This is a genomic window from Actinomadura rugatobispora (assembly GCF_055379765.1).
Genome location: NZ_AP029191.1, coordinates 11,256,403 through 11,277,855, shown reverse-complemented (window position 1 = coordinate 11,277,855; position 21,453 = coordinate 11,256,403). Strand labels below are relative to the sequence as shown.

The 21,453-nt window shown below is 74.8% G+C and carries 19 protein-coding genes and 2 riboswitches; of the genes, 14 read left to right on the top strand and 5 right to left on the bottom strand.

The window, feature by feature from the left end:
• Nucleotides 1–1,338: an aminotransferase-like domain-containing protein gene (locus ACZ466_RS50550; RefSeq protein WP_378281127.1), complete on the bottom strand. Its 1,338-nt coding sequence runs from the start codon at nucleotides 1,336–1,338 to the stop codon at nucleotides 1–3.
• 108 nt (nucleotides 1,339–1,446) lie between these two features.
• Here ACZ466_RS50550 and ACZ466_RS50545 point away from each other — a divergent pair, with 108 nt between their 5' ends.
• Complete coding sequence (locus ACZ466_RS50545; protein WP_378281126.1) at nucleotides 1,447–2,100, top strand: LysE family translocator; 654 nt, start codon at nucleotides 1,447–1,449, stop codon at nucleotides 2,098–2,100.
• Nucleotides 2,101–2,470: 370 nt separating this feature from the next.
• On the opposite strand, the gene ACZ466_RS50540 is transcribed toward ACZ466_RS50545, so the two are convergent.
• A complete protein-coding gene (locus ACZ466_RS50540; RefSeq protein WP_378281125.1) occupies nucleotides 2,471–4,000 on the bottom strand; it encodes an MMPL family transporter in 1,530 nt (509 codons plus the stop codon).
• Nucleotides 4,001–4,155: 155 nt separating this feature from the next.
• Here ACZ466_RS50540 and ACZ466_RS50535 point away from each other — a divergent pair, with 155 nt between their 5' ends.
• From ACZ466_RS50535 to ACZ466_RS50495, 9 genes are all read left to right on the top strand, one after another.
• A complete protein-coding gene (locus ACZ466_RS50535; protein ID WP_464042178.1) occupies nucleotides 4,156–4,353 on the top strand; it encodes a hypothetical protein in 198 nt (65 codons plus the stop codon).
• Nucleotides 4,354–4,367: 14 nt separating this feature from the next.
• Nucleotides 4,368–5,723 carry an ATP-binding response regulator gene (locus ACZ466_RS50530; protein ID WP_378281198.1) on the top strand — a complete coding sequence of 452 codons (1,356 nt, stop codon included), beginning with the start codon at nucleotides 4,368–4,370 and terminating at the stop codon, nucleotides 5,721–5,723.
• 39 nt (nucleotides 5,724–5,762) lie between these two features.
• Complete coding sequence (locus ACZ466_RS50525) at nucleotides 5,763–6,716, top strand: DUF881 domain-containing protein (protein ID WP_378281123.1); 954 nt, start codon at nucleotides 5,763–5,765, stop codon at nucleotides 6,714–6,716.
• A gap of 38 nt (nucleotides 6,717–6,754) precedes the next feature.
• A complete protein-coding gene (locus tag ACZ466_RS50520; RefSeq protein WP_378281122.1) occupies nucleotides 6,755–7,087 on the top strand; it encodes a small basic family protein in 333 nt (110 codons plus the stop codon).
• On the top strand, nucleotides 7,084–7,806 hold the full coding sequence (locus tag ACZ466_RS50515; protein WP_378281121.1) for a DUF881 domain-containing protein: 723 nt from the start codon (nucleotides 7,084–7,086) through the stop codon (nucleotides 7,804–7,806). Before ACZ466_RS50520 ends, ACZ466_RS50515 begins: the two co-directional genes overlap by 4 nt.
• Before the next feature lie 367 nt (nucleotides 7,807–8,173).
• Nucleotides 8,174–8,713 (top strand): FHA domain-containing protein, encoded by a 540-nt coding sequence (locus tag ACZ466_RS50510; RefSeq protein ID WP_378281120.1) that lies wholly within the window; start codon nucleotides 8,174–8,176, stop codon nucleotides 8,711–8,713.
• A 50-nt stretch (nucleotides 8,714–8,763) separates the two neighbouring features.
• Complete coding sequence (gene ftsR / locus ACZ466_RS50505; RefSeq protein ID WP_378281119.1) at nucleotides 8,764–9,543, top strand: transcriptional regulator FtsR; 780 nt, start codon at nucleotides 8,764–8,766, stop codon at nucleotides 9,541–9,543.
• Nucleotides 9,544–9,681: 138 nt separating this feature from the next.
• On the top strand, nucleotides 9,682–10,152 hold the full coding sequence (locus tag ACZ466_RS50500; RefSeq protein ID WP_378281118.1) for a bifunctional nuclease family protein: 471 nt from the start codon (nucleotides 9,682–9,684) through the stop codon (nucleotides 10,150–10,152).
• Between the two features lie 567 nt (nucleotides 10,153–10,719).
• A complete protein-coding gene (locus ACZ466_RS50495; protein ID WP_378281117.1) occupies nucleotides 10,720–11,319 on the top strand; it encodes a MerR family transcriptional regulator in 600 nt (199 codons plus the stop codon).
• Here the strand turns inward: ACZ466_RS50495 and ACZ466_RS50490 are convergent, their stop codons facing one another.
• Nucleotides 11,320–13,812, bottom strand: a complete 2,493-nt coding sequence (locus ACZ466_RS50490) for a lysylphosphatidylglycerol synthase domain-containing protein (RefSeq protein WP_378281116.1) — start codon at nucleotides 13,810–13,812, stop codon at nucleotides 11,320–11,322. It lies immediately after the preceding gene.
• Between the two features lie 385 nt (nucleotides 13,813–14,197).
• Nucleotides 14,198–14,293, top strand: a riboswitch (glycine riboswitch).
• Nucleotides 14,294–14,405, top strand: a riboswitch (glycine riboswitch).
• A 67-nt stretch (nucleotides 14,406–14,472) separates the two neighbouring features.
• On the opposite strand from ACZ466_RS50490, the gene gcvP reads away from it, so the two are divergent.
• Both gcvP and ACZ466_RS50480 read left to right on the top strand, forming a co-directional pair.
• Entirely contained in the window at nucleotides 14,473–17,355 is a 2,883-nt protein-coding gene (gcvP, locus tag ACZ466_RS50485; protein ID WP_378281115.1) for an aminomethyl-transferring glycine dehydrogenase, read from the top strand.
• A 308-nt stretch (nucleotides 17,356–17,663) separates the two neighbouring features.
• Entirely contained in the window at nucleotides 17,664–18,857 is a 1,194-nt protein-coding gene (locus tag ACZ466_RS50480; protein WP_378281114.1) for a tetratricopeptide repeat protein, read from the top strand.
• A gap of 21 nt (nucleotides 18,858–18,878) precedes the next feature.
• Here ACZ466_RS50480 and ACZ466_RS50475 read toward each other — a convergent pair whose 3' ends face one another.
• Entirely contained in the window at nucleotides 18,879–19,304 is a 426-nt protein-coding gene (locus ACZ466_RS50475) for a PPOX class F420-dependent oxidoreductase (RefSeq protein WP_378281113.1), read from the bottom strand.
• Between the two features lie 81 nt (nucleotides 19,305–19,385).
• Here ACZ466_RS50475 and ACZ466_RS50470 point away from each other — a divergent pair, with 81 nt between their 5' ends.
• Nucleotides 19,386–20,006, top strand: coding sequence for an alpha/beta hydrolase family protein (locus ACZ466_RS50470; protein WP_378281112.1), 621 nt, complete (start codon nucleotides 19,386–19,388; stop codon nucleotides 20,004–20,006).
• A gap of 172 nt (nucleotides 20,007–20,178) precedes the next feature.
• On the opposite strand, the gene ACZ466_RS50465 is transcribed toward ACZ466_RS50470, so the two are convergent.
• The gene (locus tag ACZ466_RS50465; protein WP_378281111.1) at nucleotides 20,179–20,382 is read right to left on the bottom strand and encodes a DUF5999 family protein; all 204 of its coding nucleotides are present in this window, start codon (nucleotides 20,380–20,382) and stop codon (nucleotides 20,179–20,181) included.
• 306 nt (nucleotides 20,383–20,688) lie between these two features.
• Here ACZ466_RS50465 and ACZ466_RS50460 point away from each other — a divergent pair, with 306 nt between their 5' ends.
• The gene (locus ACZ466_RS50460; RefSeq protein ID WP_378281110.1) at nucleotides 20,689–21,417 is read left to right on the top strand and encodes a (Fe-S)-binding protein; all 729 of its coding nucleotides are present in this window, start codon (nucleotides 20,689–20,691) and stop codon (nucleotides 21,415–21,417) included.
• Nucleotides 21,418–21,453: the final 36 nt, after the last annotated feature.

The window sequence follows — 21,453 nt, the reverse complement described above, 5'->3', positions numbered from 1 at the left end:
TCACGAGGTTCCAGGCGGGGAGTGGGCGATCTTCGTGAGGGTGGTCAGGGCTTCTTCCAGGACTTCGGGGGGCGGGGAGGCCAGGCCGAGGCGGACGGCGTTGGGAACGGGGGAGCGGCCCGCCCCGACCATGAACGCGGCGCCCGGGGTGACGGCGATGCCCTCGCGGGCGGCCGCGGCCACGAACGTCTCGGCGCGCCACGGCGCGGGCAGATCCCACCAGCGGAAGTAGGAGCAGGGGGCGCCGCGTACCCCGGCTCCGGGCAGGTTCGACGCGGCGATGCGCCCGCGGGCCAGGGCGTCGGCGCGCTTGGCGGCGCCGATCGCGGCGACCGTGCCGTCGGAGATCCAGCCGGTCACGGCTTCCAGCGCGTAGCCGCTGGGGGTCCACGCGCCTGAGCGCAGGGCGGTGGTCAGGGGCTCCGGCAGCGCGGGGGGCGTGACGGCGATGCCGACGGTCAGGCCCGGGGCGAGGCGCTTGGAGAGGCTGTCGATGAGGATCGTGCGGTCGGGGGCGTGGGCGGCCAGGGGCGGGGGAGCGTGCTCGTCCAGGAAGGCCCAGACCGCGTCCTCGATCGCGTGCACGCCGAGGTCGTCGAGGGCGGCGGCCAGGTCGGCGCGGCGTTGGGCGGGCATCGTGGTGCCGTACGGGTTGTGCAGCGTCGGCTGCACGTAGAGGGCCTGGAACGGGGCGCGGCGGTGCGCCGCGGCCAGTGCCTCCGGGCACAGCCCGTGCCGGTCGGTGGGGATGGGCGTGAGGGTGACGCCCAGGCGGGCCGCGATCGCCTTGATGACCGGATAGGTGAGGTCCTCTACGGCGAGCCGGCCTCCGGTGGGCACGAGCGCGGAGACGGCTCCGGCGATGGCCTGGCGGCCGTTTCCTGTGAAGAGGATCTGCTCAGGGGCGGGGCGCCAGCCGGAGTGTGCGAGCAGGTCGGCCGTTACGGCGCGCGCGGCGGGAGTGCCGGTCGGGCCCACGGGACGCAGCGCCGCCTCCAGGACGTCAGGGCGCTGCAGCCGTTCCAGGCTCGAGGCGAGCCGCCCGGCCTGGCCCGGTACTGAGGGGTGGTTGAGCTCGAGGTCGACCCGTGCGGCGGACGGCTCGGTCAGGGGAGGGGAGGGGGCGGGCTCGGCGGCCCGGACGAACGTGCCGCGCCCCACCTCGCCGACGACGAGGCCGCGCCTGCCCAGCTCGGCGTAGACGCGGGCGGCGGTGGAGGCCGCGATGCCGTTGCGGCGGGCGAACGTCCGCTGCGGCGGGAGGCGGTCGCCGGGGCGGAGCCGCCCCGTCGCGATCGCGGCCGCGATCCGGTCGGCCACGTGCCGGTAGTCGTCCATGGGTCCGTTCTTCTTCGCTCCGAAAGTCTCTTTGCTCCGAGTGCAATTCCCATTATTGCTCCGAGATCGTCCGGGGTCCTAGGGTCGTCCCGGAACGAAGGGGGTGCCATGGTCACGTCGACCGCGCTGGCCGGGATCGTCGTCGTGGGGCTCGGGCTGGTCCTCACACCCGGGCCGAACATGATCTATCTGGTGTCGCGGTCGGTGACCCAGGGGCGGCGGGCCGGGCTGATCTCCCTGGGCGGGGTCGCGACCGGGTTCGTGGCCTACGTGCTGGCCGCCACCGCCGGGCTGACCGCGATCTTCACGCTGGTCCCGGCGATCTACACTGGCATCAAGGTCGCGGGGGCCGCGTACCTGCTGTGGCTGGCCTGGCAGGCGGTCCGGCCGGGCGGCGCCTCCGCGTTCGCGCCCAAGGAGCTGCCCCCCGACCCGCCGCGCCGGCTGTTCACGATGGGCCTGGTCACCAACCTGCTCAACCCCAAGATCGCCATCCTGTACGTGTCGCTGCTGCCCCAGTTCGTCGACCCCGAGCGCGGCGGCGTCGCGCTGCAGAGCCTGCTGCTCGGCCTCGCCCACATCACGGTGGCGATCGGCGTGAACGGCCTCATCGTCCTCGGCGCCGGGTCGATCGCGGCCTTCCTGGCGCGGCGGCCGTTGTGGCAGCGCGCCCAGCGGTACCTGATGGGGTCGGTCCTGGCCGGGATGGCCCTGCACCTCGGCCTCGACCGCTCCCGCGCCGCCGCCTCGGTCGCTCCGTGACGGCGGAGCGGGGGAGCCTCACGGGATGAGTGCGGAGGCGCGTCGACGGTCGCCGGCGACGGCGGGACGCGCAGCAGCCGCGCCGCCCACCCCGGCAGCCACCAGTTCCACCCGCCGAACAGCGACACCAGGGCCGGCACCAGCAGCGCCCGCACCACCGTGGCGTCCAGCAGGATGCCCAGCCCCAGCCCGGTCGCGAAGATCTTCACCTCCACGATCGGCGCGGCGGCCAGCGAGGCGAAGGCCAGGAGAGGATCAGCCCGGCGCCGGTGACCAGCCGCCCGGTCCGGCACCGCCTTCAGCGGCAGCAGCAGCGAGCGGAACGTCCGGGCCAGCAGCACGAACGTCAGCAGCCCGACCACCGCCAGGATCAGCGGGAACATGCCGTACACCGTGTCGGTGAAGTCCAGGTCGGCGGCACGGCCGCGCGGATCGCGCCCACGGTGTCCTTGCCCGCGCCGGTGCCGCCCTCCGCGACCGGGACCACGGTGATCAGGGCGGTGCCGTCCCGCCGCCACTCCGGCCCGGCGGAGGCGGCGACGGCGTGCACGCCCGGCAGCGCGCGCAGGCGGCCGGCCACGGCGGCGGGGCCTGCCGAGTCCGGGACGACCACGTCCACGGGCGTGAGGACGCCCGTGCGGATCCGCGCGGCGCGGAGGGAGGTCAGCCCCTCATAGGCGGGCCCGGACTTCGCCAGCGCCCCGCTGTGCGCCTCGCCGAGGTTCATGCCGAGCGCGGCGAAGGCCGGCCCGCCCAGCAGCGCGGCCGAGGCGAGCACGGCCGGGACGCGGAACCTGATCACCGTGCGGGTCCACGCCGTCCACGCCCGCCCGGCGCCGTCCCGGTCCCCGCGCGCGCCGCGGCGGCCGAGGCGGCGGCGGTCCAGCCGGGGACCGGCGGCGGCCAGCACGACCGGCAGCAGCGTCAGCGCGGCCAGCGCGCTCACCGCCGGAATGATCATCCCGCCGTAGCCCACGCCGCGCAGGAACTCCAGCGGCACGACCAGCATCACGATCAGCCCGATCGCGACCGCGACGGCGCTGGACACGATCGCGTGCCCGGCGGTCGCCATCGCCCGGCGCACCGCCTCCTCGCCCTCGTGCCCGGCGGCCCGCTCCTCCCGCCACCGCGTGACCAGCAGCAGCGAGTAGTCGACGGCCACCCCGAGCCCGATCAGCGCCACCACGGACTGCACCATGAAGTTGACGTCGGTCACGCCGGTGATCCCGTACACGACCAGGAACGACGCCAGGATCGACACGATCGCGACGACCAGCGGCACGAGCGCAAGCAGCGAGCCGAACACGAAGGCCAGCACCACCAGCGCGCCCAGGCCGCCCACGACCGTCTCCACCAGCACGCTGGGCCCCTCGCCGCCCGCGCCCTCCTCCAGCGCCTCGATGCCCGTGACGCGGATCGAGGCGCCCGGCGGCAGGTGCGGCCGCATCACCTCGGAGAGGACACCGGTCAGGTCGGGCCCCTCGGCCATGCGGTCCCCGCCGCCCGGACCGCCCGCCTCCTGGCGGAGGAAGACCAGGCCGGCGGTCGTCCGGCCGTCCGCGCCCACCAGGCGCCGGTCGCCGCCGTCGGCGTAGGAGACCGTCCGCGCCCCGAGGCGCTCCTCGGCCGCCGCGAACGGCCGCCGGACCCCGGGTGCGTCCACGTCCCCGCCCGCCGGGAGCGTGATCACCGGGACGAGCGGCTTCTCGGCGCCGCCCGTCCCGTACGTCCGCGCGATCGCCGCGTTGGCGTCGCGGGCCGCCGACCCCGGCGGCGTGAACTCCTCCTTGAGCCGGTCGGTGACCTGCACGGCGGCCAGGGCGCCCGCGCAGGCGACCACCAGCCACAGCAGGCCGATCAAGAGCTTGTGCCGCAGCACGAAACCGAACAATCCGTTCATGCCGACCAGTGCAGCGGCCCGCTCTTCGAGAGCCGTGCGAGCGTTCCTAAGGACCGCTGTGAATCCCGCCCGGGGCGCCCCTTCACAGCGATCTCACAGGGATCTCACAGAAAGCCGGCACCGCGCGCACGGACGAGCCGGGCGAGACTGGCGGCGTGACGACCACTCCTCCCACGGCGGCAGCGCCCGCGCCGCCCCCCTCCCGCCCGACCCGCGTCCTCGTCGTCGACGACGAGGCATACCTGGCCGACCTGGTCTCGACCGCGCTGCGCTACGAGGGGTTCGAGACGGCCGTGGCCAGCACCGGGGGCCGAGGCCGTACGCCGAGGTCGCCTCGTTCGGGCCCGACCTGATCGTGCTGGACGTGATGCTCCCCGACGGGTCGGGCGTGGACGCCTGCGCCCGGCTGCGCCGCGACGGCCACCGGGTCCCCGTGGTGTTCCTCACCGCCCGCGACGCCACCGAGGACAAGATCAGGGGGCTGACCGCCGGCGGCGACGACTACGTCACCAAGCCGTTCAGCCTGGAGGAGCTGATCGCGCGGATCCGCGCCGTGCTCCGCCGCGTCCGCCCGCCGGAACGGGAGGCGCGGCCGGCGTTCGCCGACACCCCCCGCCTGCCCGCCGACCTGCGGCCCGCCCGGATCACCCCGGACAACCCCGACGGCGAGCGGTTCACCCGGATCGAGGCCCGGGTGCGGCCCGGCGGCGGCGACGAGGAAGAAGGGCCGTTCGGCCGCGGCGTGCCCGACTGGCGGATCCGCACCGCCTGGCTCCCCGAGGGCCGCGGCACCCTCGTCATGGCGATGCGCACCACCGAGCAGGACGAGCTCCTCGGCCGCACCCTCGGCATCCAGGTGACGGTCACCGCGGCCGTCCTGGCCGGGGTCGGCCTGCTCGCCTGGCGCGCGGTCCGCCGCGCCACCCGCCCGCTGGAGGAGATCGCCGAGACGGCCGGGGCGATCGGGGACGGCGACCTGTCCCGCCGCGTCCCCGCCTCCGGGCCCCGGACCGAGGTGGGACGCCTCGGCACGGCCCTCAACGCCATGCTCGCCCAGATCGAGTCGGCCTTCCGCAAACGGGAGTCCTCGGAGGAGCGCCTGCGCCGGTTCGTCGCCGACGCCTCCCACGAGCTGCGCACGCCGGTGGCGACCGTCCGCGGGTACGCCGAACTGTTCCGGCGCGGCGCCGCCGACCGCCCGGGAGACCTGGCCAAGGCGCGCCTCGACCAGGGCCGCCCCCTGGAGAACGCGCCCGTCGACCTGGCCGCGCTCGCCGCCGACGCGGTCGCCGACGCCTCCGCCGTCGAGCCGGACCGCCCCCTCGCCCTCGAGGCCGCGGGGCCGGTCATCGTGCGCGGCGACGCCGAACGGCTCCGCCAGGTCCTCGGCAACCTCCTCGCCAACGTCCGGCGGCACACGCTTCCCGGCACGCCCGCGACCGTCCGGGCCGAGGCCGGCGAGGACGGCGCCGTCCTCGAAGTGACCGACGAAGGCCCCGGCCTGGACCCCGCCGACCGCGCCCGGGTCTTCGAACGCTTCTACCGCGCCGCCGGACGCACCGGACGCACCCCCGACCACGGCGGCGCCGGCCTCGGCCTCTCGATCGTCGCGGCGGTCGCCGAGGCCCACGGCGGCCGGGCCCAGGCCGCCTCCGCGCCCGGCGGCGGCGCCGCCTTCCGCGTCGTCCTCCCGCCCCTCTCACCGCCCGACGCGCCGCCCTGACCTGCGCGCGGATTTGGCGGCGCTTGCCATGATGGGGCGGTGCAACGGCGACGGGAGGACCCCGGGGAGCGGCAGGGATGGCGGCGTCCCGACGCCTCCATGTCCCTGCTCGCGGACCTGTTCGCGGGCAGGGCGCTCGATCCCGGCTACGCCGAGGCGGCCGCACGGCGCCAGGCCGCCGAGGGCGAGGACGGCGCACCGGACCCTGGACACGGGCCCGGAAAGGACCGCTCCAGACGGCGCGGCCGCCTCTTCCGGGCGGGCGTCCCCGCCGTGCTGGCCGCCATCGGCCTGCTGGCGGCCGTCGCCGCCGCCGAGGTGCGCCGCAGCGAGCCCGTGGCGGCCTCACAGCGCTCCCGGCTGGTCGCCGAGATCCGTGACCGCACCGCCCGCACCGACGACCTCCAGCGCCGCGTGGACGCGCTCCGGGAGCAGACCCAGCGGCAGCGGGCCTCCGCGCTGGCGCGCAGCGCCGCCGGGCGGCAGGCCCGCGAGGACGTGGCCGCCGCGGGGAACGCCGCGGCCGCCACCGCCGTGACCGGCCCCGCCCTGGTCCTCGTCGTGGACGACGCGCCGCGCGAGGACGCCGCGGAGCGCCGGGACCGTCCCGACGAGGGGCGCGTCTATGATCAGGACCTCCAGATCCTGGTGAACGGGCTCTGGGCGGCCGGGGCCGCGGCCGTCGGCGTCAACGGGCAGCGGCTCACCCCCACCACGGCGATCCGCACCGCGGGGGAGGCCGTCCTGGTCGACTACCGGCCGCTGAGCGCCCCGTACGAGGTGACCGCGATCAGCGGCGCCGCGGGCGGCCCGGAGGCCCTGGAGCGGGCGTTCCGGGACTCGGCCGCCGGCCGCCGCGCCCGGCTCCTGGAGGAGCGCTACGGGATCCGGGTCGAGATCGGCGTCCGCGACCGCGTGCGCCTGCCGGGCGCCGGCGCGCTGCGGCTGCGGTACGCGCGGCCGCCCGCGACCGGGCCGGGGGAGGACCCGTGAGCGGCGCCGCCGCGCGACGGGGGAGAGGGGAACCGACGGTGATCGCCCTGATCGGGCTGGTGATCGGGATCGTGCTGGGCCTGGTGCTGGACCCGGCCGTGCCGCTGTGGCTGCAGCCGTACCTGCCGATCGCGATCGTGGCCGCGCTGGACGCGATGTTCGGCGGCGTCCGCGCGCGGCTGGAGGGGATCTTCGACGAGAAGGTCTTCGTCGTCTCCTTCGTCGCCAACACCGTGATCGCCGCGCTGATCGTCTTCCTGGGCGACCAGCTCGGCGTGGGCTCGCAGCTGTCCACCGGCGTCGTGGTGGTCCTCGGCATCCGGATCTTCTCCAACGTGGCCGCGATCCGCCGGAAGCTGTTCGGCGCATGAGCGATGAACCCGAGGACACCGAGAAGACCGAGGAACGAGGCGCGGGCGCGCGGCTGCTCGGGCTGCTGCGTCCCCGCCGGACCTGGGGCCAGCTCGTCGCCGGACTCCTGTGCCTGCTGGTCGGCTTCGCCGCGGTCGCGCAGGTGAGGTCCAACCAGCGGGACACCACGTTCGCCAACGCCCGCCAGGACGAGCTGGTCGGCGTCCTGTCAGATCTGTCACAGCGCTCCGAACGGCTCCGCGGCGACCTGCGCGAGCTGGAGGAGACCAAGGCGGGCCTGGAACGCGACGCCGAGGGCGAGACCGCGCTGCGCGAGGCGCGGGAGCGCGCCACGACCTACGGGCTGCTGGCCGGCACCCTGCCCGCCGAGGGCCCCGGCATCGAGCTGGTGATCGCCGACCCGGCCCGCCGGGTGCGCGCCGTCAACCTGCTGGACGCCCTGCAGGAACTGCGCGACGCGGGCGCCGAGGTGATCCAGGTCAACCAGGTCCGGGCCGGCACCGCCACGTACTTCCTCGACACGCCCGGCGGCGGGATCCAGGCCGACGGCGCGCAGCTCACGGCCCCGTACCGCTTCCTGGTGATCGGGGACGCCCACACCATGACCACCGCCCTCAACATCCCGGGCGGCGTCGTGCGGACCCTCCAGGGGGTCGGCGCCACGACCGCCGTCACCCCCCGTACCGAGATCGAGATCCGTGTCACCCGGCCGGGCTGACGCGCGCTCCCGGGGCGTGATGTTGATCATGCCGCCGCAGGTCGGCGGCCCCGCGGACCCGCCGTCGGCCCTCCGGGCCGCACCGCGCGACGCCCGGGAGATCGGCACGCGTCCGCGCGGCGCCGTAGACCTGCGATCATTGACGGCGGTAGCTTGGGGGGCAGCCGGCTCACCGTTCCAGTTGACCCCTCGGGCCTCACCCGCGTAAGTTGCGGCAACCGTCGTGTTGGTGGGCGGCGGGAAGGACCGTGGTCGGGGGCGGGTCCCCGGCGTGGGTTGGTACAGGATGCGCGTGGCGCAGGACGGGGCATCGCGAGAGCGGGCCGGCGGCCGGCGGCACGCCGATGGTAGGAGGCCGAGCCGATCGATGCCGAGCGTCTACTGCACGCAGTGCGGTCACGCCAACCCGGATGATGCCCGCTTCTGCTCGAACTGCGGCTCTCCGCTGACGCGGAGCGCCCCCTCGCCCACGCCGTACCGGGAGTCGCCGGGGGAGTCCACCTCCACCATCTCCATCGGCGGGCTCGAGGCACTGGAGGCCGATCAGGGAGCCGCCGAGGAGACCGCGGGGCCCGACCAGATCGCCGTGGAGGCGCTGCCGCCCGGCACCGCCCTGCTGGTCGTCAGGCGCGGCCCCAACGCCGGCAGCCGGTTCCTGCTCGACAAGGACCGCACGTCGGCCGGCCGGCACCCGGAGAGCGAGATCTTCCTCGACGATGTCACCGTGTCGCGGCGGCACGCGGAGTTCGCCCGGGAGGGCGGCGCGTTCTACGTCCGCGACGTGGGGAGCCTCAACGGGACCTATGTCAACCGGCAGCGGATCGACCAGGCCGGGCTGTCCGGCGGCGACGAGGTCCAGATCGGCAAGTTCCGGATGGTCTTCCTGACCAACCCGCAGCACGGCTGACCGCCCGGCCCAGCCGCAGGGACGATGGGGACGCGACGAGGGGAGGGGCCATGAGCGCGCAGCCGGCGCGGGCCCTCATGACGATCGGGGACGTACTGGGACGGCTGCGGCCCGAGTTCCCCGACATCACCATCTCCAAGATCCGTTTCCTGGAGGCGGAGGGGCTGATCGAGCCGCAGCGCAGCCCCTCCGGCTACCGCAAGTTCGCGGACGCCGACGTGGAGCGGCTGCGGTTCATCCTGACCTCCCAGCGCGACCACTACCTGCCGCTGCGGGTCATCCGCCAGCACCTGGAGGCCCGGGACCGCGGCGAGCCGGTGCCGCCGCCCGCCCCCAGGGCCGGGCCCGAGCCCGGCCGTCCCGTCGTCCCGCCCCCCGCACGGCCGCTCGACGGCGCCCCCCGGCGGCCCCGCACCCTCGTCGCGGCCGACGCCACCGCCGAGGAGCGCGCGCCCGTCCGGCTCACCCGCCGCCAGCTGCTCGACGGCGCCGGGATCGACGCCGTCCTGCTCGCCCGGCTCGAGGAGTACGGCCTGGTCCGCCGCACCGCCGGCACCAACGGCCACTACGAGGGCGAGGCCCTCACCGTCGCGCGCACCGCCGCCGCCCTGGGCGAGTTCGGCTTCGAGGTCCGGCACCTGCGCGCCCTCAAGGCCGCCGCCGACCGCCAGGTCGGGCTCATCGACCAGGTCGTCGCGCCGCAGCTGCGCCGCCGCGACCCGGGCGCCCACGAACGGGCCACCGAGACCGCCCGGGAGATCGCCGCGCTGGCCGTCCGACTGCACGCCGCCCTGGTCTCCACCGGCCTCAGGGAAAGTCTCGACCCTTGATTCTCGCATTTCGCAGGATTTTCCCCGGCGGTCGGCGCGACGCGTGGTCCGACCCTGGGTGTACGTTGGCTAGAGGGTTCGGTCAAGGATCGGTCCGGGCACGGTGATCGAGACAGCGAGGACCAGCAGGGAGCCGCAGTGAAGCAGATGGAGGTCGTCGGCGTCCGGGTCGAGATGCCCTCCAATCAGCCCATCGTCCTGTTGAAGGAGACGGAGGGCGACCGCTACCTCCCGATCTGGATCGGGGCGGTCGAGGCGACCGCGATCGCCTTCGCCCAGCAGGGGGTGCTACCGGCCCGTCCGCTCACCCACGACCTGTTCCGCGACGTGCTGGAGTCCCTCAGCGTGCAGTTGCGCACGGTCAACATCACCGCGCTGCGCGAAGGGATCTTCTTCGCCGACCTGGTGTTCTCCAACGGCGTCGAGGTCAGCGCGCGGCCGTCCGACTCGATCGCGCTCGCGCTCCGCACCGGCGCCACCATCTTCGCCAGCGACGACGTCCTGGAGGAGGCCGGGGTGGCGATCCCCGACGAGCAGGAGGACGAGGTCGAGAAGTTCCGCGAGTTCCTCGACACGATCTCCCCGGAGGACTTCGGCCGCGCCGGCTGAGGCGGGTCATCGTGGGGGACGACCCCCCACACCCCCCCCGGTACGGCGCGAAGCGCCTCCTCCGCTCGCCTGGGGGCTCGCGGCGGACCCGCTCCTCGCTGCCTGCCCGTCCCTCCGCTCCGCTGGCGCTCCGCTCCGGGCCGGACAGTTTTCGCGGTCGCCGTTGCGGTTGCTGCGGGGTGAGCGAGTCATTGTGGAGGGGCGGTCCTCCATCATGAATAGAAGCGGGAATCCGGGGAACGGTCGAGGCTGCGATCGCGTCTTAGGGCTTGTGGTTCGGGCGGCCGGTTGCGGCCGAGCGGGACTCAGCTGCAAGTTCATGCGGTGCTGTGCGTGATCTTGCGTGGGGCCGGTTCCAGCGCGGGCTGAACGGGGTAGGAGTCCCGTTGGGACCGCAGGTGCGCAGTTTGCCCACGTGAAGCCGGTTCATCCGGGCATGCGACGCGCCGACGGCGAACGTTGACCACACCCTGACCGGCACCTACCGTGCTGGTGGAACACCCGTGGCGTCAATTCGTCAAACCCCCTTGACGAAGCCCCATGGGCTGATAGAAGCCGGAGGTCCGCGTGGCGGTGAGCAGCGGCGAGGGCAAGGCGACCCCCGACAGGCAGATGGCGTCTCGGCGCGCCGGAGAGCAGGGCCTGCTCTTCGACACCGAGGTGTCCGCGCCGCCCGAGGACGTGGGCTACCGCGGGCCCACGGCGTGCGCCGCCGCCGGGATCACCTACCGGCAGCTGGACTACTGGGCGCGGACCGCGCTGGTCGAGCCGAGCGTGCGGGCCGCGCACGGGTCGGGCAGCCAGCGGCTCTACAGCTTCCGCGACATCCTGGTCCTGAAGGTCGTCAAGCGGCTGCTGGACACCGGGGTCTCGTTGCAGCAGATCCGGACGGCGGTGACGCATCTGCGCGACCGCGGCGTCCGGGATCTGGCGCAGATCACGCTGATGAGCGACGGCGTGAGCGTGTACGAGTGCACCTCGGCCGACGAGGTGGTGGATCTCCTCCAGGGCGGCCAGGGGGTCTTCGGGATCGCGCTCGGGCGTGTCTGGCAGGAGGTGGAGGGGAGCCTGGCCGAGCTCCCCGCCGAACGCGCCGCCACCGACGACCCCGACGAGCACCCGCACGACGAACTGGCCCACCGGCGGCGCGCCCGCAAGACGGGCTGACTAGATCGCCTCTTTGCGCTGGAGGTAGGTGAAGGCCGCCCACCCCGGCAGCACCGGCAGCCACAGCGTCAGCAGCCGGAAGAGCAGCACCGCCGAGGTCGCCGTCTCCGCCGTGAGCCCGGAGATCGTCAGCGCCACCGTGAGGGCCGTCTCCACCGCACCCAGGCCGCCGGGGGTGGGCGCGGCCGACCCGACCGCGTTGGCGGTCAGGAAGACGACCACCACCGCCGTCCAGGGCAGCGACCCGCCGAACGCGCGGATCGAGGCGTCCAGGCACACCACGAACGCGACGGTCAGCAGCAGGCTCCCGCCCAGCCCGGTGATGATCTTCTTCGGCGACTGCAGCACGTCGACCAGCCGGGGGACGACGCCGGAGAACATGCTCTTCAGCCGTCCCGCCGCGAACCGCCGCACCCGCGGGATGGTCAGCGCGACCCCGGCCAGCACGGCCAGCGCCAGCAGCACGATCACGATCGTCCGGGACGGCGCGAGGTCGCGGGTGGCGGTGTTGACCGAGCCGGTGACGAACCCGAACACGATCAGCAGCAGGATGTGCATGACCATGCCCATGAGCTGGGACGCGCCGACGCTGGCGACCGCCGGCCCCGGCCGCACCCCCGAACGCTGCAGGTAGCGGGTGTTGAGCGCGACGCCGCTGACCGCGGCCGGGGCCACCAGCTTCACGAACGACGCCGCGACCTGCGCCAGCACGGTCTGGCCGAGCGGCAGCTTCTCGGGGACGAAGCCCATCAGCATGAACGCGGCGGCCAGGTAGGTGAGCGCGGCGGCGGCCAGGGCCACCCCCATCCACCACCACTCGGCGCCCGCCACCAGCCGGACCGGGTCGACGCTGCTGAGCTGCGGGACGACGATGTAGGCCGCGACCGTCAGCGCCACGATGCTGAAGATGGTGCGGGGCCGGAAGCGCTCGAGCCGGATCGGCGGCGCCTCGCTCTCCGGCTTCAGCCGCACGATCTGCTCGCGGATCCGGGTGAGCAGCTCGCGGTCGTGCCGCAGCGCCGCGCGGGTGTCGCGGGACAGCGCCACCCGCTGCAGCAGCGGCACCGCGGCGGCCAGCGCCTGCTCGCCCAGCACCTCGACGGCGGTGCGGACCGCCCGCTCGGGCCCTGCCCGCAGCGCCAGGGTGGTCAGCAGCTGCGCCAGGTCCAGGCGCAGCGCCAGGTCGCCGGCGGCGATCTCGCCCGAGCGCAGGTCGGTGAGGTACGCGTGGCCCCGGTCGGAGATCAGGATGGCGCCGCCCTCCAGCCGGCGGTGCGCCAGCCGGGCCGACTGCAGCCGTTTGAACTGCCCCCAGACGTCGGTGAGGACCGCGTCGGTGAGGTCGTCGTCGGGGACGGCGTCGAGCGGCGCGCCGGGCACGTACTCGTAGGCCATCAGGGCCGCCTCGGTGCCGACCTCGCAGGTGCCCACCAGCCGGGGCGTGCGGGCCCCGGCGGCGTCGACCGCGTAGGCCATCAGCGACTCCTGCTCCAGCGAGCGGCGCAGCGAGCGCACCGGGCGGCGGGGGGCCGCCTCGCGCAGCCGGACCAGCCGCCACACCCGGTACAGCACGCCGGCGGTCTGCTGGTCGCGGTCCAGGACGCGGACCTCCAGCTGCCAGTCGCCGCGCGGCAGCGCGACCCCGGAGGTGTCGGTGGGGACGGCGCCGGGGGCGTGCGCGACGCTGACCCCGTAGCGGCGGACCTCGGGCAGGTCGTCCGGCTGGAACCTCTGGGCCCGGACGGTGCGCAGCCCGAGGCGTTCGAGGGCGGCGACGACCGCGAGGCCGGGCGGGCGCGGGTTGGGGGTGCCGACGGCGTAGAGCGTGCCGTGGCCGATGGCGTTGCCCAGGAAGTAGGTGGCGGCCAGCGCGGCCACCGAGGCGTAGGCGGCGGTCAGGCCGGTGAGCGCGGCCAGCCCGATCATCGACCAGGTGGCGGCCTGCCAGCGGGTGCGGCCGGCCATCCCCACCGCGCTGACGAACGCGATCACCGGGGCGATGTCGGTGTGCACCGGGGCGGTGTCGGTGCCGCCCCAGATGAGGGAGTCCAGGACCCCGCCGGGCGCGGAGGTGATCACCAGGTCGTCCAGCAGGATGGTGACGGCGAACGCGATCACCGCGGCCAGCAGCGCGATCGCGACCCGCGTCCCGTCCTTGTGGAACAGCCGCTCCACCGCGAAGGCCACCGGCACCGCCAGCACCCCGAAGCTGGAGGCGATGGTGGCCAGCGTGAGCAGGAAGAGCGGGGCGTGCGCGGTGGTCTCGGAGATGTCGGTCTGCAGGCCGTGCGTGGCCTGCGGGGCGAACGACACCAGCAGCATGACCGCGCCCAGCCCCGCGAGCGAGGCGGCGAAGCGGATGGCGTCCGAGGGCCTGCGGATCCGGTCGGGCCGCGGCGGCTCGTCGACGGGCACGGCCGTGGCGGCCTGGCCGGGCCGCGCCGCCGCGTCCTCGCGCTCGTCCTCGTGCTCTTGCCGGTGGGTCTGTGTCACGCCCACACCGCCGTCCGGACCCTTCACTGTGATCAGCGTCCCGGGAGGGGCGTCGCGCCGTCGGGCGCGGCGCCCGCTCCGACCGCTCGCACGTTCAAGGTGATTCGTACCCTCCTGGCCCCCGCGGCCCCCCATTTTTCGGGGCCGTCGCCGGACCCCGCGGAGAAAGGGCGCCGCCCGCGCCCCGACCCGCCGTTCGACCAAGCGCTCGTACGGCAGGTCCCTTCCCCGTGAGCTGTGGGCAATCGTACTGGTCCGTAGCCACCCGAGATCAACGGTTCGGGGCCGGTGGCGGACGTCCGCGGCACCTCCGCCGCCCGTGACCGGGGCCCGTCACGATCGTTCCGCCCGGAGGTTGGATAGGCTTTCGGGGGAAAGATGCCGTCGACCCTGTGCGGGAGAGACTCCACGCAGCCAGCGTGGGGCGCCGAAGGGGCAACCCTCCCCGGAACCTCTCAGGCAAAAGGACCGCTCGGGCGAGGCACCTCTGGAAAGCAGGCGTGGCCCCCATCGCAGGGGGAACGGGCCTCACCGAAGGGGCAAATCCCGTACCGCGGGCGAATCTCTCAGGTGCCGATGACAGAGGGGGAGACCGCCGCCGGCCCGGCAGGGCGCGGTGGCGGCCCTGAGCGACCGCAGAAGCCCAGGAGGCTCCCCACGATGACCGACCAGTACTTCGCCCCCGTGGCCTCGCCGCAGCAGCACCGCTCGGCGTTCGCCGACCGGCACATCGGGCCCGCGCCGGCCGACCAGGACCGGATGCTGGCGGCCATCGGCTACTCCGGAGCCGAGGCCCTGATCGACGGCGCGGTGCCCGCCGCGATCCGCACCGGCCGGCCCCTCGACCTGCCGCCCGCGCTGAGCGAGACCGCCGCGCTGGACCGGCTGCGCGAGCTGGCGTCCCGCAACACCGTGCTGACCTCGATGATCGGGCTGGGGTACCACGGCACGATCACCCCCGGCGTCATCCTCCGCAACGTCCTGGAGAACCCCGGCTGGTACACCGCCTACACCCCGTACCAGCCGGAGATCTCCCAGGGCCGGCTCGAGGCGCTGCTGAACTTCCAGACCGTGGTGAGCGACCTCACCGGGCTGCCGGTGTCCAACGCGTCCATGCTGGACGAGGGCACCGCCGCCGCCGAGGCGATGGCGCTGGCGCACCGCGTCTCCAAGCGCAAGGAGCCGGGCACGTTCCTGGTGGACGCCGACGCGCTCCCGCAGACGATCGAGGTCGTGCGCACCCGCGCCGTCCCGCTGGGCATCGAGGTCGTCACCGCCGACCTGGCCGGGGGCCTGCCCGAGGGCGACTTCTTCGGCGTGCTGCTGCAGTACCCGGGGGCCTCCGGCGCGGTCCGCGACCTGGCCCCGGTGAGCGCGCAGGCGCACGAGCGCGGCGCCCAGGTCGTCGTGGCCGCCGACCTGCTGGCCCTCACCCTGCTGCGGCCGCCCGGCGAGTCGGGCGCCGACATCGCCGTGGGCTCGGCGCAGCGGTTCGGCGTCCCGTACGGGTTCGGCGGCCCGCACGCCGGCTACATGGCGGTGCGCGAGGGCATCCAGCGGCAGCTCCCCGGACGCCTGGTCGGGGTGTCGGTCGACGCCGACGGCGCCGCCGCCTACCGGCTGGCGCTGCAGACCCGCGAGCAGCACATCCGCCGCGAGAAGGCCACCAGCAACATCTGCACCGCCCAGGTCCTGCTGGCGGTCATGGCGAGCATGTACGCCGTCTACCACGGGCCCGAGGGGCTGGCGGCGATCGCCCAGCGCGTCCACCGGCACGCGCGGACGCTGGCCGCCGGGCTGCGCGGGCCGCTGGGCGTCGAGGTCGTGCACGACCGCTTCTTCGACACCGTCCTGGCCCGGGTCCCGGGCCGCGCCGCCGAGGTCGTGGAGCGCGCCCGCGAGGGCGGGGTCAACCTGCGCCCGGTGGACGCCGACCACGTCGCGATCGCCTGCGACGAGACCACCACCGGCGAGCACCTCGGCGTCGTCTGGCGCGCGTTCGGGCTGGAGGGCGCGATGTCGGGCGGGGCGGAGGGCGACGGCCTGGGCGGGCTGCGGCGCGAGAGCCCGTACCTCACCCACCCGGTCTTCCACCAGCACCGCTCCGAGACGGCCATGCTGCGCTACCTGCGCAGGCTGCAGGACAAGGACATCGCGCTGGACCGGTCGATGATCCCGCTCGGATCCTGCACGATGAAGCTCAACGCCACGGCCGAGATGGAGCCGATCACCTGGCCGGAGTTCGCGAACATCCACCCGTTCGCCCCGGTCGACCAGGCCCGCGGCTACCTGGAGCTGATCGGCGAGCTGGAGGACCGGCTGGCGGAGATCACCGGCTACGCCAGGGTGTCGGTGCAGCCCAACGCGGGCTCGCAGGGGGAGCTGGCCGGGCTGCTGGCCATCCGCGGCTACCACGCCTCGCGCGGCGAGGAGCACCGGAACATCTGCCTGATCCCGTCGTCGGCGCACGGCACCAACGCCGCCAGCGCGGTGATGGCCGGGATGAAGGTCGTGGTCGTCACGTGCGACGACGGCGGGAACATCGACCTGGACGACCTGCACGCCAAGATCGGCAAGCACGGCGAGCGGCTGTCGGCGATCATGGTGACCTACCCGTCCACGCACGGCGTGTTCGAGGAGACCATCACCGACGTGTGCGCGGCCGTGCACGCGGCCGGCGGCCAGGTCTACGTCGACGGAGCCAACCTCAACGCGCTGGTCGGGCTGGCCCGTCCCGGCGAGTTCGGCTCCGACGTCTCCCACCTCAACCTGCACAAGACCTTCTGCATCCCGCACGGCGGCGGCGGCCCCGGCGTCGGCCCGATCGGCGTCCGCGAGCACCTGGCGCCGTTCCTGCCGAGCCACCCGCTGCGCGACGAGGCCGGGCCGCGCGACACGGGCGTGGGGCCGATCTCGGCGGCGCCGTGGGGCTCGGCGGGCATCCTCCCGATCTCCTGGGCCTACATCGCGATGATGGGCCCGGACGGGCTGCGCGCCGCCACCGAGAGCGCGATCATCGCCGCCAACTACCTGGCCGCCCGGCTGGGCCCGCACTACCCGATCCTCTACACCGGTCGCGACGGGCTGGTCGCGCACGAGTGCATCGCCGACCTCCGCAGGATCACCAAGGAGACCGGGATCACCGCCGAGGACGTGGCCAAGCGGCTGATCGACTACGGCTTCCACGCCCCCACCCTGTCGTTCCCGGTGGCCGGCACGCTGATGATCGAGCCCACCGAGAGCGAGGACCTGGCCGAGCTCGACCGGTTCTGCGACGCCATGATCGAGATCCGGCGGGAGATCCAGCGGGTCGCCGACGGCGCCCTCGACCGCGACGACAATCCCCTCAAGAACGCCCCGCACACCGCCGCGAGCCTGGTCACCGAGGACTGGAAGCACCCCTACACCCGCGAGGAGGCGGCCTACCCGCTGCCCGCTCTCCGGGACGGGAAGTACTGGCCCCCGGTGCGCCGCATCGACCAGGCCTACGGCGACCGCAACCTGGTCTGCTCCTGCCCGCCGCCGGAGGCGTTCGAGGACTGACAGTGTTCATTGCATGCGCGAGCTGCGCTCCTCGCCTGGGGGCTCGTCGCTTGTCGCGCCTGCGGCGATCGCTGCATCGCTCCGAACTCGCCTGGCGGCTCACTCCGCGATCAGGTTCTCGCTCCGCTCGCACCTGCCTTCGGACGCGATCGCAGCGCCTGAGCGACCGTTCGGGGCTGGACTGAGGGGCTGAGCTCGTCACTCGGGCGATTTCGTCGATCATGCCCGCGGATCCGGGTGTCGTCCCGGCGCGGGCGGCCCCGCCGTCGGTAGGCTCGGGACACCGACCCGACCCCCAGAGGCGGAGCATGAGCGACACCCCGGACCCGGCCGACCCGGCGCGGCTGTGCGAGGAGGCCAGGCGGCTGGCCGAGACGGGCGAGCCCGGCCGGGCCGCCGCCCTGTTCGAGAGGGTGCTCGCCCTGGGCGACACCCCGTTCCGGGCCCAGGCGGCCCTCGGCCTGGCCGTCGTCCTGGACGACGGCGGCGACGTCGAGGGCGCCCGGGAGGCCGACCGGGAGGCCATCGCGACCGGCGACCCGGAGTACGGGCCGCGCGCCGCGTACCACCTGGCGCTCACCCACGAGCGCGCGGGCGAGCACGAGCAGGCCGGGCCGGCCTGGCGGGCCGTGGTCGACTTCGGCAACCCGGCCTACCTGCCGCCGGCGCTGCTGGCCCTGGCCCGGCTCGCCGACGACCAGGGCGACTTCGAGACCGCCCGCGGCCGCTGGGAGGACGCGGTCGGCACCGGCGACGCCGAGTACGGCCCGGTCGCCGCGCACGACCTGGCGCAGCGGCTGCTGGAGCGCGGCGAGCCGTCCCGCGCCCTGCGGATCCTCACCGCCGGGCTCAGGCTGATCGACCGGGAGACCGCCCCCTACGCCTACACGCGGCTGGCCGTCGCGACGGGCATCGCCCACCTCGACCAGGCGATCGGCGCGTTCTCGGCGGCGCTCGGCGAGCCCGGCGCGGCCGCCGACGGCGAGGTCGGGCCGCTGGCGGTCGAACTGCTGGCGCGGACGCTGCCGCTGCGCGGCCGCGGCGCCGAGGCCCGCGAGGTGTGGCGGCGCGGGCTGGCCGATCCCGGCGTCGCCGGCCAGGTCCGGGCCCGGCTGCGCCGCGACTTCGCCCCCGACGACGAGGACGCGGCGGACGCCGATCCCGCCGACCTGTGGTGGGAGCCGGTGGTCGAGCAGTCCGTGTCCGAGGGGACGCTGCCCGCGCTGGCGGGCGAGGCGTTCGGCGCGCTCGACCACATGTACGCGCTGCTGGCGGTCCGGTACGCCCGGCGTCCCGAGCCGCGCGCGGGCGAGGCCGGCGAGGCGCAGGAGGTGCGCGAGGCGCAGGAGGTCATGGGCCAGGCGGTCCGGGTGCCCAGCGACTACGCCTGGGGTCCGCTCCTGCACGAGAGCTTCGCCGAGCGGCTGCGGCTGGCGATGGGCGACCCCGAGCCGGCGCTGCCGCCGGGCTGGCCCGACGTCGAGCCCGTCCCCGAGACCTGAGTCGAGGCGTCGCCGCCGGGGCTATCCGGCGACGGCGGCCTGCGCGATCACCTTGGTGATCCGCACCCGGACCAGGTACTCGCCCGGGACGGCGTTGCGCGTCCCGAACTCCTCGGCCCGGTCGGCGCCCATGTACCGGGCGCCGAGGGCCGTGGACCAGCGGCGCAGCTCGTCCGGGTCCTCCGAGACGCTCGCCTCGCCCAGGATCGTCACGAACGAGTAGGGCGGGGTCTGGTCGTCCACGGCGACCGACATGCGCGGGTCGCGGCGGACCGCCTTGCCCTTGACCCCCGTTCCGTGCGTGGTGAACACCAGGTCGTCGCCGTCGAGCACGAACCAGACCGGGGTCACGTGCGGGCTTCCGTCGGCCCGCGTCACCGCGAGCTTCCCCGTGCGGGTGCCCTCGGACACGAAGGCGCGCCATTCGCTGTCGGTCATCTTCCCCATGCGGCCAGTCTGCCGTACGCGATCACGCGCGGGCGGGGCCCGGCGCCGGCGTGTCGCCCCGCACCGGCTACCGTGAGTGACATGGAGATCGTGACGGGGCGGGGGCCCGCCGAGCTGACGCTGGACGAGCCGGACGGCCCGGAGGGCGCGGCGTTCCTGCTGGTCCTGACGCACGGTTCGAACGGCGGCGTCGACGCCCCCGACCTGCTGGCCGTGCGGGAGGAGGCGCTCGGCCTCGGCGGGGCGGTGGCGCGGGTGCTGCAGCCGTTCCGCGCGGCCGGGCGGCGGGCGCCCGGCTCGGCGGTCCGCCAGGACGAGGACTGGCTCCAGGTGATCAAGGTCCTCCGGGACCGGTACGGCGAGGTGCCGCTGGTGCAGGGCGGCCGCAGCAACGGGGCGCGGGTGGCCTGCCGGACGGCCGGGGCGGCCGGGGCGAGCGGCGTGGTGGCGCTGGCGTTCCCGCTGCACCCGCCGGGGAAGCCGGACCGGTCGCGGGCCGGCGAGCTGCGCGAGGCGCGCGACGCGGGCGTGGAGGCGCTGGTGGTGAACGGGGACCGGGACCCCTTCGGGATCCCGGATCCGGCGGACGCCGCCGAGGTCGTCGTGCTGCCCGGCGAGCGTCACGAGCTGGCGAAGGACCCCGCGGCGGTGGGCGCCGCGGTCGCGCCGTGGCTGCGCCGCTGGTGCGCCGCGGCCGGATGACCGCGCGGCGGTGCTCGATGGGGAGGCGGGTCGGAGGAGTGAGGGTCGAGACGAAGGACCCGTGCTCCCTCCGGGCCCTGGACGGGCCCAGAGGTTCCGGGCGGGCGGGCTGGCCCCCGAGGAAGATCACCCAGTTGGACTAGTCCCGGCCCGTCAGGGCCGGTCCCCCTGGTCAGGCGGCGGACGGCTCCGGGAGGTCCGTCGGCCGGTGCGGTGCGATGATTCCCCCGTCGGGCAGCAGCTCACCGGTGTCCTCGAAGAGCACGACGCCGTTGCACAGCAGGCTCCACCCCTGCTCGGGGTGGGTGGCCAGGGTGCGGGCGGCCTCGCGGTTCGGGCCGTCGGCCGTGGGACAGGGCGGCTGGTGCGGGCACATCGGCGTGCCTCCGGTCTGGTACTCGGTTGCGGTCGTCTGTTCTGACGCACCTCAGTGTGGAACGGTTCGCCGCCCCCGGCCATAGCCCGTTGGGACGGTTGTCCCGTGGTACCGAAGTACCGCGCGGCTGTGACCCGTCTCACCCTGCGGTGCCAGGCCCAGCGTCCCCCGCTTCGGAGAACGGCCGGAGACCGACACGCCGACCGGACGAGAAACGTTTCCCCAGAATCCGTGTGAGGGCCGGGCGGCGTCCCCCGCCGCTCTACGATGACCCACGGGGGTCGGCCTTGGGGGAGGTGAACCGTGATGCGCGTCGCGCTGTTCGTCGCGTGCTTCAACGACGCGATGTTCCCCGGCACCGGCCGCGCCGTCACCGTCCTGCTCGAACGGCTCGGGCACGAGGTGACGTTCCCGCCGGGCCAGACCTGCTGCGGTCAGGCCCACTGGAGCACCGGCTACCACCGGGAGGCCGCCGACCTGGCGCGCGGGTTCGCCGCGGCGTTCGGCGACGGCGATGTGATCGTGACCCCGTCGGCGTCGTGCGCGGCGACCGTGCGGCACGCCTATCCGCGCATGGCCAGGGCGGCCGGTGACACGGGGCTGGCCCGCGCCGCCGAGGACCTGGCCGTGTACGAGCTGTCGGAGTTCCTGGTCGACGTGCTGGGGGTGACCGACGTCGGGGCGGCCTTCCCGCACCGGGTCGCCTACCACCCGACCTGCCACTCGCTGCGGACGCTGCGGGTGGGCGACCGGCCGCTGCGGCTGCTGCGCGAGGTCAAGGGGCTGGAGCTGGTCGACCTGCCGGCGGCCGAGGAGTGCTGCGGGTTCGGCGGGGCGTTCGCGATGAAGAACGCGGACGTGTCGGTGGCGATGGTGGCCGACAAGGTGCGGCGCATCCAGGAGACCTCCGCCGACGTGCTCTGCGCCGTCGACAACTCGTGCCTGGCCCACATCGGCGGGGCGCTGTCGCGCCTGCGCGGCGGCGTGCGCGTCCTGCATCTGGCGGAGATACTCGCCGGAACGGAGGTCACATGACGGTGCCCTCCGACGACTCATCCGGCAGAACGATGA

Coding starts and splice junctions, on each gene's coding strand:
- ACZ466_RS50480 (WP_378281114.1), top strand. CDS start 17,664: ATGAGCGACACCCCGGACCCGGCCGACCCGGCGCGGCTGTGCGAGGAG.
- ACZ466_RS50515 (WP_378281121.1), top strand. CDS start 7,084: ATGAGCGATGAACCCGAGGACACCGAGAAGACCGAGGAACGAGGCGCG.
- ACZ466_RS50475 (WP_378281113.1), bottom strand. CDS start 19,304: ATGGGGAAGATGACCGACAGCGAATGGCGCGCCTTCGTGTCCGAGGGC.
- ACZ466_RS50550 (WP_378281127.1), bottom strand. CDS start 1,338: ATGGACGACTACCGGCACGTGGCCGACCGGATCGCGGCCGCGATCGCG.
- ACZ466_RS50460 (WP_378281110.1), top strand. CDS start 20,689: ATGCGCGTCGCGCTGTTCGTCGCGTGCTTCAACGACGCGATGTTCCCC.
- ACZ466_RS50540 (WP_378281125.1), bottom strand. CDS start 4,000: ATGAACGGATTGTTCGGTTTCGTGCTGCGGCACAAGCTCTTGATCGGC.
- ACZ466_RS50545 (WP_378281126.1), top strand. CDS start 1,447: ATGGTCACGTCGACCGCGCTGGCCGGGATCGTCGTCGTGGGGCTCGGG.
- ACZ466_RS50510 (WP_378281120.1), top strand. CDS start 8,174: ATGCCGAGCGTCTACTGCACGCAGTGCGGTCACGCCAACCCGGATGAT.
- ftsR (WP_378281119.1), top strand. CDS start 8,764: ATGAGCGCGCAGCCGGCGCGGGCCCTCATGACGATCGGGGACGTACTG.
- ACZ466_RS50530 (WP_378281198.1), top strand. CDS start 4,368: ATGCTCCCCGACGGGTCGGGCGTGGACGCCTGCGCCCGGCTGCGCCGC.
- ACZ466_RS50470 (WP_378281112.1), top strand. CDS start 19,386: ATGGAGATCGTGACGGGGCGGGGGCCCGCCGAGCTGACGCTGGACGAG.
- gcvP (WP_378281115.1), top strand. CDS start 14,473: ATGACCGACCAGTACTTCGCCCCCGTGGCCTCGCCGCAGCAGCACCGC.
- ACZ466_RS50465 (WP_378281111.1), bottom strand. CDS start 20,382: ATGTGCCCGCACCAGCCGCCCTGTCCCACGGCCGACGGCCCGAACCGC.